This window comes from Bradyrhizobium sp. USDA 3315 (assembly GCF_054056795.1).
Genome location: NZ_JBSRYP010000001.1, coordinates 5,821,538 through 5,835,216 on the forward strand (window position 1 = coordinate 5,821,538; position 13,679 = coordinate 5,835,216).

The following is a 13,679-nucleotide window of genomic DNA, read 5'->3' on the forward strand; positions in this document are numbered from 1 at the left end:
ACCAAAGGCAAGCATCATGCATTTCACCGACATCTTCATCCGCCGGCCGATTCTGGCGACGGTCGTCAGCCTGCTGATCCTGTTGATCGGCACCGCAGCGATGGTCTCGCTGCCGGTGCGGCAATATCCCAACATGGAGAGCGCGACGATCCAGGTCGACGTCTCGTTCCCCGGTGCGACCCAGGACGTGATGCAGGGCTTCGTCACGTCCGTCATCGCGCAGTCGATCGCGACCGCCAACGGCATCGAGTACATGACCTCGAACTCGACGCTTGGCCTCAGCCAGATCAAGGCCAAGCTGGTGCTCAACGCCAATGCCGACCGCGCCATGACCGAGGTGCTCGCCAAGGTGCAGCAGGTCAAGTACCGGATGCCGACCGGCGTGTTCGACCCTGTCATCACCAAGATCACCGACGGCGCCTCGGCGGTGCAGTACATCGCCTTCACCAGCGACACGCTGACGCCGGCGCAGATCACCGACTTCGCGACCCGCGTGGCGCAGCCGCTGCTCACCTCGGTGCCCGGCGTGGCGTCGGCCGACACCTCGGGCGGATCGTCGCTGGCGATGCGGGTGTGGATCGATCCGTTCAAGCTCGCGGCACGCGGGCTGACCGCGGCCGATATCTCCGCCGCGCTGCGGTCCAACAACGTGCAGGCGGCGCCGGGGCGGCTGCGCGGCGAGATGACCGTCACCAACATCACCGCGGCGACCGATCTGCGCAATCTCGACGATTTCCGCAAGATGGTGATCAAGACCGGCGCCGGCGGCGGAGGCCTGGTGCGGCTCGGCGACGTCGCCACCCTCGAGATCGGCGGCGAGAACTACGATTCCAACGCACGCGACAGCGGCAGGCCCACCGTCTACATCGCGGTGCAGCCGACCCCCGACGGCAATCCCCTGGAGATCGTCGCCGCCACCGCCAAGGTGATCGAGGACCTCAACCGCGTGGCGCCGCCCGGATTGAAGGTCGCCGACGTCTTCAACATCGTGCACTTCGTCAAGGCCTCGATATCGGAGGTGCAGCATTCGCTGGCCGAGGCCATCGCGATCGTGGTGGTGGTGATCCTGCTGTTCCTGGGCTCGTTCCGCTCCGTGCTGATCCCGGTGGTCACCGTGCCGCTGTCGCTGGTCGGCACCGCCGCGATGATGCTGGCGCTCGGCTTCTCGATCAATCTGCTGACCCTGCTCGCGATGGTGCTGGCGATCGGGCTCGTGGTCGACGACGCCATCGTGGTGGTGGAGAACATCCATCGTCACATCGAGGAAGGGCGGAGCCCCGGCGACGCCGCCTTGATTGGCGCGCGCGAGATCATCGGTCCCGTGATCGCGATGACGATCACGCTCGCCGCGGTCTATGCGCCGATCGGCCTCATGGGTGGCCTGACCGGCAGCCTGTTCCGCGAGTTCGCCTTCACACTGGCGGGCTCGGTGGTGGTCTCGGGCGTCATCGCCCTGACCTTGTCGCCGATGATGAGCGCGCAGCTGCTCGGCGAAGCCACCTCGCACGGCCGATTTGCCCGTTTTGTCGAGCATCAGTTCTCAAGGCTGTCGCGTGGCTATGGCCGGCTGCTGGCCGCGACGCTCAAGATGCGCGCAGCGGTGCTGCTGGTGGCATTCGGCGTGCTGGCGGCGATCGTGGTGCTGTTCCTCGGCAGCCAGCGCGAGCTCGCGCCCTCCGAGGACCAGGGCTATGTGTTCACCGTGCTCCGCGCGCCGCAATATGCCAGCGTCGATTACACCACGCGCTCCTCCGACCAGATCGAGCAGCTGTTTCGCTCGTTTCCCGAATACCATGCGAGCTGGTTCATCAACGGTACCGACGGGCAGAACCATGCCTTCGGCGGCATCACCCTGACCGATTGGGACAAGCGCAAGCGCTCGGCCAACGACATCCAGAACCAGCTCTACGGCATGTCCTACGGCGTGCTCGGCGCCAGCGTGACGCCGTTCCAGCCGGCGGCGCTGCCGGCGGCGACCGGCGGCCTGCCGTTTCAGATGGTGGTGCGCTCGGCCGGCGATTTCGCCACCATCTATCAGGAGGTCGAGACGCTGAAGGGGGCCGCATGGAAGAGCGGGCTGTTCGCCTTCGTCGACAGCGATCTTGCCTTCGACAGCCCGACCGCGCGGATCACCATCGATCACGCCAAGGCGGCCGAGGCCGGCGTCAGCATGCAGACCATCGCCGACACTCTCGCGGTGCTGGTCGGCGAGAATTATGTCAACCGCTTCAATTTCTTTGAACGCTCCTACGAGGTGATCCCGCAGGTGCGCCAGGCCGACCGGGTCACGCCGGAAGGGCTCGGAAACTTCAACGTCCGTTCGAGCTCGGGGCAGATGTTTCCGCTGTCGACGGTGATCAAGGTCAACGTCAAGCCGGAGCCGAACCGGCTGCCGCAGTTCAATCAGATGAACGCGGCGACGATCTCGGCGGTGCTGAGGCCCGGCGTCACCATGGGGCAGGCGGTGTCGTTCATGCAGGCGCAGAAGCTGTCGCCGGGGATGACCGTCGACTGGCTGTCGGACAGCCGGCAATATGTCCAGGAGGGCAACCGTCTCATCGTCACCTTCGGCATGGCGCTGATCGTGATCTTCCTGGTGCTGGCGGCGCAGTTCGAAAGTTTTCGCGATCCGCTGGTGATCATGGTCACGGTGCCGCTGGCGGTCTGCGGCGCACTGCTGCCGCTGTATTTCGGCTTCACCACGCTGAACATCTACACCCAGATCGGCCTCGTCACCCTGATCGGGCTGATCTCCAAGCACGGCATCCTGATGGTGAGCTTTGCCAACGAGATCCAGCACCACGAAGGGCTCGACCGGGTCGCCGCGATCCAGAAGGCGGCCGCGGTGCGGATGCGGCCGGTGCTGATGACGACAGCCGCGATGGTCGCGGGCCTTGCCCCGCTGCTCTATGCCGACGGCGCCGGCGCCGCGAGCCGCTTCGCCATCGGCATCGTCGTGGTGATGGGCATGCTGATCGGCACGCTGTTCACGCTGTTCGTGCTGCCGACCTTCTACATCCTGATCGCCCGCGACCATCGCGCCGCGGCCGCCCCGCGGCTGGAAAGCGTGGCGGCGAGGGGCGAGATCGCTGCGTAGGCGTAGGGTGGGTAGAGCGCAGCGAAACCCACCATCTCGATGCACGGCACGAAAGTGATGGGTTTCGCTGCGCTCTACCCATCCTCATATGGGGATTTGTGAGTCAAGTCTCTTCGCGAGGTCTGGGTTGGTGTTTGACGGCAAGAGGGCGGCGCGCGGAGCCGAGCGTAGCGCAGCGCGACGACCGGGCAACGAACAGGGATTGGCTTCCGAAGATTGCTGCAGTTCACTGCATCACCTCATATCCGGTCGGATTGTTTGATCCGTACCCACTTTCCGCATGCTTGCGGCGAGGAAGCCTGGCGAGGATGAGACCCATCTACGAAACGGCGGTTGAAGCCCTAGGATGGCACGGTCATCATCCATCCCGCACGGAGCGCGGCGAAGCCGCGGCGCGTGGTGGGGTGGTCGGTTTTACGCCTTGATCACGGCCTGGTCGGGGACGAGGCCGGTGGTGAGATAGCGCCACAATGCCACGATCAGCTTGCGCGCCAGCGCGACGATGGCGATGCGTTTGGCGCGCTTGCCGGCGTCGGCGGTGCGGGTGCGGAACCAGCGGCTGAGCGTGCTGTCGCCTTGATGACGAAGCCACAGCCAGGCCAGTTCGATCGCCTTGTGGCGGGCGCGCCGATTGCCGGCCTTGCTGATGCCTTGCTCGCGATCGGTGCCGCCGCTCTTCCAGGGACTGGGCGTCAATCCGCAATAGCTGGCGACCTCGCGGCGGTTGCGGAAGTCCTTGTAGAACAGCTCGTTCACCAGCGTTGCCGTGAAGGCCGGGCCGAGCGCCTTGAGCCGCTGCAATTGATCTCGTCGCTCGACCATCGGCGTCGGAACCGCCGGAGAAGTGTCCGCAGCCTGGGTCTGCTCCAGCGCCGCGAGTTGCTCACACACCAGCATCAGCCGGGCGTGCTCGCGCTTGATCTCGGCCAGAAGATGCGGCGGCAGCGCCTCGCCCTGCCAGTCGCGCTGCCGCTCGAGCCAGGTAAGCCAGTCGCGCCGCCGCGGATTGCCGACCGCCATCCCCCGAAGACGCAGCAACGCCTTGATCCGGTTGCTGTGGGCGGTCTGCTCGGTGACCAGGCGGTCGCGTTCGCGGCTGGCGCGCCGGGCATCCTCCGCTTCCACGCGCGGCACCCGCACGATCCGGACCACCCGCGGCTCACCCCGCAAATAGGCCATCAGCGTGCGCAGCAATAGCTCGCCGTCGATCCGGTCCGTCTTTGCTCGCCGTGCCCGCTGCTCCACCGCAATGCTCGCGGGGTCGAACACGAAGTTCAAAATCCCGGCCGCCTCCAGCAGCCGGTGCAGCCAAAAGCCGTCATAGCCGGCTTCATAGCAGCTCACCACACGCGGCACCGATCCGAGCTTCTCCGCCACCCGGGCGCGGGTCCGTTCGATCAACGCCAGCAGTTCGGCGTGATCGCCTCCTTGCAGCTTGTGGCGCGACATCCGATCCCGGTCCGGGCTGTGCAGCGTCACAAGCCACGTCTTCTGACTGAGTTCGATCGCAACAAAAATTGTGCCACAATGGCTGGCGGTGGGCGTCCCTGCGGTCGATGCTTGCATCTGACTTCTCCGATGGTTCGAGTGTGGAAACCCAAATCTATCGGAAAGGCCACGCTCACCGCCCCATGGAATCTACGGCTTCATCGAACTAAAGCACGTATCTCGAGCCGGGAATCTTGCGCAACACGGCCGTGACCGCCCAGCTCAGCGCCACGGTGGCGAAGAACGCGATCGCGGCCTTGGCGAAGGCCGGCAGATCCATATCGAACAGCCAGTATTGCAGCCACAGCACGATCGGATAGTGCACCAGGAACATGCCGTAGGCGTCGCCCTGCATCCGGTCGAGCAGCGTCGGGCCCGACGATTTCGATTGCAGGAAGTAGGCCAGGATCGCGAACAGGATCGAGGCGCTGAACAGCACATAGAAGGTACCGTAGATCCCGAGATACCAGCCGGGCAGCGGATCGGGGTTACCGATGATCATGCGCTTGATGTAGATCATCACCCACATCAAACAGTACGGGATCAGCGTGATGCCGGTCCAGAACCAGCGGCGCTCGGTCAGCCGTCCGTGCGCGCTGAGCACGCCACCCTCGAGGTTCGCCGCCCCGATTCCCGCGCCGATGAAGAAATAGGACGCGTACAGCAGCACGCGACTCGCCTGCACCGAAAACGGCCCGAACTCGAACCAGTAGTTCTGGCCGTAATGGACCAGCATCGGAAGGTAGGCGGCGACACTGACGATGACGAGGAACAGCCAGAACTTCGAGGGACGTTGAAATCCCTTGATCGACAGACGGTTGATCGGATCGAGCAGACGCGGCGACACCCGGTACAGCATGCTCGCCGTCAGGTCGAAGGCCATCAGGACATAGACGAACCAGATCGGGCCGCTTGGCCACGGCCCGACCGTCATGGTTTTCCACCAGAATTCGGAGAAGCTCAGCCCCGGCGTCGCGCGCAGCGCGATCGCGTAATAGGCGATCGGAATGATCGTGACAGCGCAGATCACGAACGGCAGGCCGAGCCGCAGCAGCCGGTCGCGCAGGAAGATCAGCCATGGCTTGTTGCCGAGCCCCGGCCAGACGAACAGCCCCGACAGGAAAAAGAACATCGCCATGAAGAAGCTGTCGGTGGCGAGCACCACGCAGTCGAAGCCGATCCACGATGTCGGGTCGGTGTGCCCGAAATAGGTGTAGGGGATCACCGCGTGGTGCAGCAGCACGACGAGGGTCAGGAAGGTGCGCGCGCGGTCCAGCGCGACATTGCGCTTGTGGAGCTTCGGTGCTGCCTGGATGTCGACGGCCGGAGCCGCGTGAGCAATCGATTTCATGGTGCCACCAGCCGGGTCTGCACCCTGATGTTGCAGTCGGGAACCTGATTCAGCAAGGCCCAATCGGCCGGACGGGGGAGTATCGAGGTCGGTCATCTCGGCGAAGCTGTTTCGTCTTTGGAACTGCGGTCGGGTGCGGGCGTTCTCGTCCGACCTGGCGGACACGCGCGGTGATGAGGAGCGGGTAATGACAATTCTGAAATGGGCGCTGATCTTCCTTGTCGTATCGATCATCGCGGGTTTGCTTGGCTTCACCGGCATTTCCGCCGCCTCCGCCGACATCGCGCGCTTTCTGTTCTATGTGTTCGTCGTGATCTTCCTGGTGCTCCTGATCCTCGGGCTCACGATATTCAGGGTATAGCTGGGATCGGGGCCAAGCGCTCTCGACGTCATGCCCGGGCCTCGCCCGGGCATTGCCGTTCTGCAGGCTGGGTCAGCGCGCGACCAAAGGCCGGGCGAGGCCCGGCGCTTGCGGCAGGCGACCCTAGGCGACTTCCTCGATCTTCACCTTGTCCGGATAGAAGGCGAGGTGGCCGGCGATCTCGGTCATCGCCGGGAAGGGCTCCTCATAGGTCCAGATCGCGTTGTCCAGCGTCTTGCCGTTGGCCTTGATGCTGAAGTAGTTCGCGTCCCCCTTGTACGGGCAATGCGTGGTCCGCTCGGTGCGGGTCAACAGCTCCATGTTGGCGTCCTGCCGGGGGACGTATTGCACGGCCGGATAGCTCGCTTCCTTCAAGGTCAGCGCATGGGTGGTCTCGGCGATCACGACGCCGTCGGCGATGACGCGGACGCGCTTGGCATTGGGCGTGATCGTGATGGGATGATCGGGGCCGGGGAGCTTCATGATTCTGCGCCTCTTCTGGTCATTTCGGTGTGATGGCTTGTGACCGATTGATGCAGGTTTAAATCGCTGGGAATGGGAATATAGTGTGCCCGGGATGACCTAGAAGACCCCAAGGGCTAGGTTTTATCCTTAGGTTTATCTGGCCGATCTGGCCCTGATTCGAACGACCTGACGGAGGTGGACTGGGATGCCGATGGACGCCCGTGATATCGAATCGATGATCAAGGCAGCGATTCCCGATGCCGAGGTGACGATCCGCGATCTGGCCGGCGACGGCGACCACTACGCCGCCACTGTTATTTCCGAGTCATTCCGCGGCAAGTCCCGCGTCCAGCAGCACCAGATCGTCTACCAGTCGCTGAAGGGCCAGATGGGCGGCGTGCTGCACGCGCTGGCCCTGCAGACCGGCGTGCCGGAAGGCTAGGGCCCGGCAAAGCTGCGGGCGGGGGCCTCAAGCATGGTGGACAATCCGCGTGGCGCGATGTTTCGCGTCATCGTCCCGAACCAGCACAGCCGCGTCACCAATGCCGAGCTGTTCTTCGACCTCGTCTTCGTCTTCGCCGTCACGCAGCTGTCGCATACGCTGCTGCACCACTTCACCCTGCTTGGGGCGGTGCAGGTCACGCTGCTGTTCCTCGCGGTGTGGTGGGTGTGGGTCTACACCACTTGGGTCACCAACTGGCTCAATCCCGAGCTGACGCCGGTCCGCCTGCTGCTGTTCGTGCTGATGCTGGGCGGGCTGTTGCTGTCGACCTCCATACCGACCGCCTTCGAGGGCCGCGGGCTGTGGTTCGCCGGGACCTATGCGGCAATGCAGGTCGGCCGCACCACGTTCTGGCTGCTGGCGACGCCGCGGCGCCGGACGGCGGTGCGCCACAACGCCATCCGCATCCTGACCTGGCTGTCCTGCTCGGCCGTGCTGTGGATTCTCGGCGGATTCGCCGAACATGAGACGCGGATGTGGCTCTGGATTGCGGCGCTGACCATCGAATATATCGCGCCGGCCGCGCGATTCTGGACCCCTGGGCTCGGCTTTTCCTCGATCGAGGCGTGGTCGGTCGAGGGTGGCCACATGGCCGAGCGCTGCGCCGGCTTCATCATCATTGCGCTCGGCGAGGCCATCGTGGTCGATGGCGCGACCTTTGCCGAGCTGACCTGGACGCCGGAGAATGTCACCGCGTTCATCTCGGCGCTGGTCGGCAGCATCGCGATGTGGTGGATCTATTTCCACAAGGGCGCCGAGGCTGGCTCGGATATGATCTCCAGGTCAGAGGAATCCGGCCGCGTAGCACGGATCGCCTATACCTATCTGCACATGCCGATCGTCGGCGGCATCATCCTCACCGCGGTGGCCGACGAACTGGTGCTGAAGCACCCGTCCGGTCATTCCGATCTGAACACGATCGTCAGCTCGGTGGGCGGGCCCATGCTGTTCCTGGTCGGGACCATCCTGTTCAAATATGTGATCCGCAACTTCCTGCAGCTGTCGCACGGCGTCGGCATCGTCGCGCTGGCGATCACGGCCTATTTCGCGCGCGAGATGTCGCCGCTGGTGCTCTCGATCGTCACCACCGCGATCATGATCGTGGTCGCCGCGTGGGAGTCGATCTCGCTGCGATCAACGGGGGAAGAGGAATAGCGGCCGCCGTTACTTGCGGCCGGCCTTTGCTACCAGGTGCTGCCAATAGACGAACAGCGGTGCGCCGATCACTTCGAGCGCGGTGAAGCCCACGAAGGGCAGCGGCGGCAGGCCGACCATCAGCATCGACAAAAGCCTGCCGATACCGCCGAGGAAGATGCCGCCCCAGACCACCCGAAACAGCACGCTCTCGCTTTCGATCCGCGGCACCAGCCAGAGCAGCGCGAGGCCGAGACCGAGCCAGACCCCGCCGAAGAAGCGCAGATTGCTGTCGAGCACCGGCAGTGCCGGGACGCCCGCGGAGGCGTAGAGCGGATCGCTGACGCCCAGCATGGTGATGATGCCGGTCAGGATCGGGACCAGGGCGAGCAACGCCGTCGCGATCTGCAGCGGACGCCTGCCCATGATTTGCCCCGTCTCTTGGTTTGGGCGCTAGTCCGCGACCAGCGCGTGCACCGAGAACATCGTGTTGGCGTCGGTCCAGCTCTCGCGCACCGTCCAGCCCGCGCTGCGGGCGAGCGCGGTGAAGCGCTCGATCGAGTATTTGTAGCTGTTCTCGGTGTGGATGCTCTCGCCGGGACGGAACGCAAAGGTATTGCCGAGGATGCGCACGGTCTGCGCCTTGCGGCTGATCAGGTGCATCTCGATGCGATGGCGATCGCGGTTGTAGATCGAGCGGTGCGTGAAGCCCGACAGATCGAAATTGCCGCCGAGCTCGCGGTTGATGCGAACCAGCACATTGAGGTTGAACCGCGCGGTGACGCCGGCCGCGTCGTTATAGGCGTCGTACAGCACGCGCTCGTCCTTCTCGAGGTCGACGCCGATGATCATCTGCGCGCCGTGGCCGAGGATTTTTCGCGCGCTCCGCAAGAAGGCCAAGGCCTCGCTCGGCTCGAAATTGCCGAGCGTCGAGCCGGGAAAGAAGCCGACCTTCGGCATCGCGGCGACGGCCTCGGGCAGCGTGAACGGCGTGGTGAAATCGGCCGCGACCGGGTAGATGCCGAGGCCGGGGAAATCCTTCCGCAGCCCGTCGGCCTGGGCTTTGAGGAAATCGCCTGAGATATCGACCGGCACATAGGCTCCGAATTCGCAATGCTCGAGCAGCAGGCGCACCTTGGTGGTCGCGCCGGCGCCGAACTCGACCAGCGCCGCGCCGTCAGGGATGATCGCGGCGATCTCGTCACCGCGGTCGCGCAGGATGCCAAGCTCGGTGCGCGTCGGATAATATTCCGGCAGCACCGTGATCTGCTCGAACAGCTCGGAGCCGGTGGCGTCGTAGAAATATTTCGGTGACAGCCGTTTCGGGTGACGGGCGAGATCGCCAATCACGTCGCCGGCAAACATCGATGTCGCTTCGTCGAACGGATACGCTTTGGCCAAAGCGGCGGCATGCACATTCATGATACTCTCCCGAACGCGCTTACCGACGCGTTATTGATGTCGACAGGACTCAATCAGGCATAGTCTGCGAGGCGTAACCCCGTGAATTGCCAGCGATGGTGTGGATAGAAGAAGTTGCGATAGGTGACGCGGCTGTGACCTGAAGGCGTCGCCAGCGACGAGCCGCGCAGCACGAGCTGGTTGACCATGAACTTGCCGTTGTACTCACCGAGCGCGCCTTCGATCGCGCGGTAGCCCGGGTAGGGCGAATAGGAGCTGCGGGTCCATTGCCAGACGATGCCGTAGGCGTCGTTGAGCAGGCCGGCGCGCGCGGCGACCTCCCATTCCATCTCGGTCGGCAGGTGCTTGCCGGCCCATCGGGCGAAGGCGTCGGCCTCGTAATAGCTGACATGGCAAACCGGCGCTGACGGATCGATCGGCTGCAGGCCGCCGAGCGTCATGATCCTCCATTCGCCGTCAATCTCGCGCCAGTGGCCGGGTGCCTGCCAGCCCTCGTTGCTCACCGTGCCAAAGCCATCCATCAGCCACAGCGTGGCGGTGGAATAACCGCCGTCCTTCATGAAGGCGAGCCACTCTGCATTGGTGACGAGGTTCTTCGCGAGCTTGACCGGGCCGACCAAAGCGCGATGCGCGGGCTTCTCATTGTCGAAATGGAAGCTGTCGTCGCCATGGCCGACGGTGTGGATGCCTTCGTTGAGCGTCACCCATTCCTCAGGCCCGTGCTGCGACGCCGGGAAGCGCCACGCCGGATCGTAGGCCGGCGGGATCGGGTTCTGCGCGAAGGCATGCAGGATGTCGGTGTACATCAGCTCCTGATGCTGCTGCTCGTGATTGAGGCCGACCTCGACCAGCGGCACCAGCGCCTCGAGCGTATCGGCACCGGCAGTCTGGAAGAATTTCACCACCTCGGCGTCGACATGGCGGCGGTAGGCGGTGACTTCGTCGGCGGTCGGGCGGGTCAAATGGCCGCGCTGGTGGCGGGCGTGCCGCGGACCGGCGCTGACGTAATAAGAATTGAACAGATAAGCGTAGTCCGGATGGAATGGCGTGTAGCCCCTGACATGCTCGCCGAGCAGGAACTGCTCGAAGAACCAGGTGGTATGGGCGCGGTGCCATTTGGCCGGGCTCGCGTCCGGCATCGACTGGATCAGCTGGTCTTCGGGCGACAGCGGTGCGGCCCGCCGTTCGGTCTCGTCGCGGACGGCGCGATAGGCGTCCACCAAGCGCTGGGTGAGCGGTCCGGATTCGGAGGACAGTGACGGGGGGACGGCGGGAAGGGCGGCCGCGGCAGAGGCTGGTTTCGTCACAGGGGTCTCCGATTCAATGGAGAGAACGTTGCTTCGGCAAACTGGTTCCCAACGGACAGTTCGTCCTAGATAGGGGCTCCGTTACGGGAAAAAAGCCTCCCCCCGCGATGATATTGGGGCCGTCAGATAATCCCGGCCCATTTGGGGCGCCCGCAGCGCCCGGCGCATGCCAGATTTCCGCCATTTTGCTTTGGATGCACAATGGTTTGAGCTACATATATAGTCAGTCACGGGTTAGAAGGGCGGGCCGGCCCGTCAAGGCCTGAGAGCGTCGCCCCCGAAGGAAGCGAAAATGAGCATCGAGCAATTCATCGACAACGAAGTGAAGTCGAACGACGTCGTCCTGTTCATGAAGGGCACGCCGCAATTCCCGCAGTGCGGGTTTTCCGGTCAGGTCGTGCAGATCCTCGACCACATCGGCGTCGGCTACAAAGGCCTCAACGTTCTCGAATCCGCCGAGCTGCGCAACGGCATCAAGGTCTATTCGAACTGGCCGACGATTCCGCAGCTCTATGTGAAGGGCGAGTTCGTGGGCGGTTGCGACATCATCCGCGAGATGTTCCAGGCCGGCGAATTGCAGCAGCTGTTTGCCGACAAGGGCATCCCGGTCGACGTGGCTGCCTGACCTTGACGGCGCGCCAGATCGGCAAGGCGCGGCTCGAAGTCATCGTTACCGACATCACGACCCTGCGCGTTGACGCCATCGTCAACGCGGCCAATTCATCGCTGCTCGGCGGCGGCGGCGTCGACGGAGCGATCCATCGTGCCGCGGGCCCCGAGCTGCTCGCCGAGTGCCGCACCCTGCACGGCTGCAAGGCCGGCGACGCCAAGATCACCAAAGGCTATCGGCTCCCGGCCAAGCACGTGATCCACGCCGTCGGCCCGATCTGGCACGGCGGCACCCAAAACGAGGGCGCGCTGCTCGCATCCTGCTATCGCCGCGGCATCGAGCTGTGCCACGCCAATCAGCTTGGCTCCATTGCATTTCCCGCCATCTCGACCGGCGTCTATCACTTCCCGCCGGACCGCGCCGCCGACATCGCGGTCAAGGCCGTCGTCGATGCCCTGGCCGCCGCACCCGGCCTCGCGCAGGTGATCTTTTGCTGCTTTTCTGCCCAAAGCGGCGAGCTTCATCAGAAGGTCCTGGGGGCCTTTGGCAGCCCTTGTGCCTGATGATACCGCCGCTACACTTCCCCGTGATTTCCGGGGAGGGATAATCCAAATGCATTCATTTCGTTTGACGTGCGCGGCCGCGGCCGCCGCGGTGGTGCTGGCGGCGCCGGCGTACCCGCACACCGAGGGCACCTACGAGATTCCGGCGGGTGCGCATTTCAACCGCGACAAGCTCGCCAAGATCAGCGAGTTCTTCAAGAACGAGGTCGCGACCGGGAAGATTCCCGGCGCCATCGTCTTGATCCAGCAGCACGGCAAGCCGGTCTATCACGAGGCCTTCGGCGTGCAGGATGTGGTCAGCAAGGTGCCGATCACGGACAAGACCATCTTCCGGCTGGCTTCGATGTCCAAGTCGATCACCGCCGTCGTCTCAATGCAGCTGCTGCAGGAGGGCAAATACAAGCTCGACGATCCGGTCTCGAAGTACATCCCGTCCTTTGCCAACGTGAAGGTCGGCGTCGAGAAGAAGGCCGAGGACGGCACCAAGACGCTGGAGCTGGTGCCGCCAAAGCGGCCGCTCACGATCCTCGATCTGATGACGCATACGTCGGGTATCACTTACGGCTTCTATGGCGACAGCCTGGTCCGCAAAGCCTACAAGGAAGCCAATATCTACGGCGGAGATTTTGATCTCGCCGAATTCGCCGAGCGGATCGCCAAGCTGCCGTTGCACAACCAGCCCGGCGCGCTCTGGCAATACGGCCATTCCACCGACATTCTGGCGCGCGTGATGGAGGTGGCCACCGGCGAGAAGCTCTCGGCGATCGAGTACGAAAGGCTACTCGATCCGCTCGGCATGAAGGACACCGGCTTCTTCGTCACCGATCCCGAGAAGCAGAAGCTGATGGCCGAGCCGATGCCGAACGACAGCGACTTCCGGGTCGGCCGGGTCAACGATCCGACCAAGGTCAAGAAATGGGAGTCCGCCAGCGGCGGCATGGTCTCGACCATGGCGGATTATTCGCGCTTCGCGCAGATGCTGCTCAATGGCGGCACCCTCGACGGCAAGACCATCCTGAAGCCCGAGACGTTCAAGGAGCTGACGACCGACCGCGTCGGACCGGGCTCCGGCGTCGAGCGCGACTTTTTCTACTTCCCCGGCGACGGCTTCGGCTTCGGGCTTGGGATCGCGGTGCGCACCGATCCCGGCACTGCGAAGCCGCCGCCGCCCGGCGATCTCGGCGAGCTGAAATGGGACGGCGCCAGCGGCTGCTATTATGTCATCGACCGCAAGCAGGACTTCTTCTTCGTCCTGCTGGAGCAGACGCCGACCGAGCGTCAGCGCATCCAGCGGACGCTGAAGCAGCTCGTCTATGAAGCCATGGAAAACTAGAGCGTTTTCGAGCGAAGTGGATACCGGTTCGCGTGAAGAAACGCGT

The 13,679-nt window shown here is 64.1% G+C and carries 13 protein-coding genes; 7 read left to right on the plus strand and 6 right to left on the minus strand.

The features are described 5' to 3' along the window. The first annotated feature begins 16 nt into the window (after positions 1–16). The gene (locus ACVIYL_RS27045; RefSeq protein WP_456780269.1) at positions 17–3,097 is read left to right on the plus strand and encodes an efflux RND transporter permease subunit; all 3,081 of its coding nucleotides are present in this window, start codon (positions 17–19) and stop codon (positions 3,095–3,097) included. 414 nt (positions 3,098–3,511) lie between these two features. Here the strand turns inward: ACVIYL_RS27045 and ACVIYL_RS27050 are convergent, their stop codons facing one another. Next, on the minus strand, positions 3,512–4,663 hold the full coding sequence (locus tag ACVIYL_RS27050) for an IS110 family RNA-guided transposase (protein ID WP_456777621.1): 1,152 nt from the start codon (positions 4,661–4,663) through the stop codon (positions 3,512–3,514). 88 nt (positions 4,664–4,751) lie between these two features. Then, positions 4,752–5,936, minus strand: a complete 1,185-nt coding sequence (locus ACVIYL_RS27055; RefSeq protein WP_456780270.1) for an acyltransferase family protein — start codon at positions 5,934–5,936, stop codon at positions 4,752–4,754. Positions 5,937–6,123: 187 nt separating this feature from the next. Here ACVIYL_RS27055 and ACVIYL_RS27060 point away from each other — a divergent pair, with 187 nt between their 5' ends. Continuing rightward, positions 6,124–6,297 carry a DUF1328 domain-containing protein gene (locus ACVIYL_RS27060; RefSeq protein ID WP_024582607.1) on the plus strand — a complete coding sequence of 58 codons (174 nt, stop codon included), beginning with the start codon at positions 6,124–6,126 and terminating at the stop codon, positions 6,295–6,297. Between the two features lie 123 nt (positions 6,298–6,420). Here the strand turns inward: ACVIYL_RS27060 and ACVIYL_RS27065 are convergent, their stop codons facing one another. Further along, the gene (locus ACVIYL_RS27065) at positions 6,421–6,780 is read right to left on the minus strand and encodes a DUF427 domain-containing protein (RefSeq protein ID WP_057018401.1); all 360 of its coding nucleotides are present in this window, start codon (positions 6,778–6,780) and stop codon (positions 6,421–6,423) included. Between the two features lie 187 nt (positions 6,781–6,967). Between ACVIYL_RS27065 and ACVIYL_RS27070 the strand changes: the two genes are divergently transcribed. Next, entirely contained in the window at positions 6,968–7,204 is a 237-nt protein-coding gene (locus ACVIYL_RS27070) for a BolA family protein (protein WP_016843470.1), read from the plus strand. Positions 7,205–7,237: 33 nt separating this feature from the next. Further along, positions 7,238–8,419, plus strand: coding sequence for a low temperature requirement protein A (locus ACVIYL_RS27075; RefSeq protein WP_092088544.1), 1,182 nt, complete (start codon positions 7,238–7,240; stop codon positions 8,417–8,419). Positions 8,420–8,428: 9 nt separating this feature from the next. Here the strand turns inward: ACVIYL_RS27075 and ACVIYL_RS27080 are convergent, their stop codons facing one another. From ACVIYL_RS27080 to egtB, 3 genes are read right to left on the minus strand one after another with little or no spacing between them, the layout of a single operon-like run. Next, positions 8,429–8,824 (minus strand): DUF4345 domain-containing protein, encoded by a 396-nt coding sequence (locus ACVIYL_RS27080; RefSeq protein WP_076828465.1) that lies wholly within the window; start codon positions 8,822–8,824, stop codon positions 8,429–8,431. A 27-nt stretch (positions 8,825–8,851) separates the two neighbouring features. Continuing rightward, positions 8,852–9,820, minus strand: a complete 969-nt coding sequence (egtD, locus tag ACVIYL_RS27085; protein ID WP_092088546.1) for an L-histidine N(alpha)-methyltransferase — start codon at positions 9,818–9,820, stop codon at positions 8,852–8,854. Positions 9,821–9,873: 53 nt separating this feature from the next. Next, positions 9,874–11,127, minus strand: coding sequence for an ergothioneine biosynthesis protein EgtB (gene egtB / locus ACVIYL_RS27090; protein WP_456780271.1), 1,254 nt, complete (start codon positions 11,125–11,127; stop codon positions 9,874–9,876). A gap of 292 nt (positions 11,128–11,419) precedes the next feature. Here egtB and grxD point away from each other — a divergent pair, with 292 nt between their 5' ends. Genes grxD through ACVIYL_RS27105 form a run of 3 tightly spaced genes read left to right on the plus strand, consistent with a single transcriptional unit; the run spans position 11,420 to position 13,633 of the window. After that, positions 11,420–11,752 carry a Grx4 family monothiol glutaredoxin gene (grxD, locus tag ACVIYL_RS27095; protein ID WP_016843475.1) on the plus strand — a complete coding sequence of 111 codons (333 nt, stop codon included), beginning with the start codon at positions 11,420–11,422 and terminating at the stop codon, positions 11,750–11,752. Next, the gene (locus tag ACVIYL_RS27100; protein WP_176937137.1) at positions 11,749–12,300 is read left to right on the plus strand and encodes an O-acetyl-ADP-ribose deacetylase; all 552 of its coding nucleotides are present in this window, start codon (positions 11,749–11,751) and stop codon (positions 12,298–12,300) included. Before grxD ends, ACVIYL_RS27100 begins: the two co-directional genes overlap by 4 nt. 49 nt (positions 12,301–12,349) lie before the next feature. Further along, positions 12,350–13,633, plus strand: coding sequence for a serine hydrolase domain-containing protein (locus ACVIYL_RS27105; RefSeq protein WP_456780272.1), 1,284 nt, complete (start codon positions 12,350–12,352; stop codon positions 13,631–13,633). The last annotated feature ends 46 nt before the right edge of the window (positions 13,634–13,679 follow it).

Excerpts from the sequence above, each read along its gene's own strand:
- ACVIYL_RS27045 (WP_456780269.1), top strand. The coding sequence starts at position 17 with ATGCATTTCACCGACATCTTCATCCGCCGGCCGATTCTGGCGACGGTC.
- ACVIYL_RS27050 (WP_456777621.1), bottom strand. The coding sequence starts at position 4,663 with ATGCAAGCATCGACCGCAGGGACGCCCACCGCCAGCCATTGTGGCACA.
- ACVIYL_RS27055 (WP_456780270.1), bottom strand. The coding sequence starts at position 5,936 with ATGAAATCGATTGCTCACGCGGCTCCGGCCGTCGACATCCAGGCAGCA.
- ACVIYL_RS27060 (WP_024582607.1), top strand. The coding sequence starts at position 6,124 with ATGACAATTCTGAAATGGGCGCTGATCTTCCTTGTCGTATCGATCATC.
- ACVIYL_RS27065 (WP_057018401.1), bottom strand. The coding sequence starts at position 6,780 with ATGAAGCTCCCCGGCCCCGATCATCCCATCACGATCACGCCCAATGCC.
- ACVIYL_RS27070 (WP_016843470.1), top strand. The coding sequence starts at position 6,968 with ATGCCGATGGACGCCCGTGATATCGAATCGATGATCAAGGCAGCGATT.
- ACVIYL_RS27075 (WP_092088544.1), top strand. The coding sequence starts at position 7,238 with ATGGTGGACAATCCGCGTGGCGCGATGTTTCGCGTCATCGTCCCGAAC.
- ACVIYL_RS27080 (WP_076828465.1), bottom strand. The coding sequence starts at position 8,824 with ATGGGCAGGCGTCCGCTGCAGATCGCGACGGCGTTGCTCGCCCTGGTC.
- egtD (WP_092088546.1), bottom strand. The coding sequence starts at position 9,820 with ATGAATGTGCATGCCGCCGCTTTGGCCAAAGCGTATCCGTTCGACGAA.
- grxD (WP_016843475.1), top strand. The coding sequence starts at position 11,420 with ATGAGCATCGAGCAATTCATCGACAACGAAGTGAAGTCGAACGACGTC.
- ACVIYL_RS27105 (WP_456780272.1), top strand. The coding sequence starts at position 12,350 with ATGCATTCATTTCGTTTGACGTGCGCGGCCGCGGCCGCCGCGGTGGTG.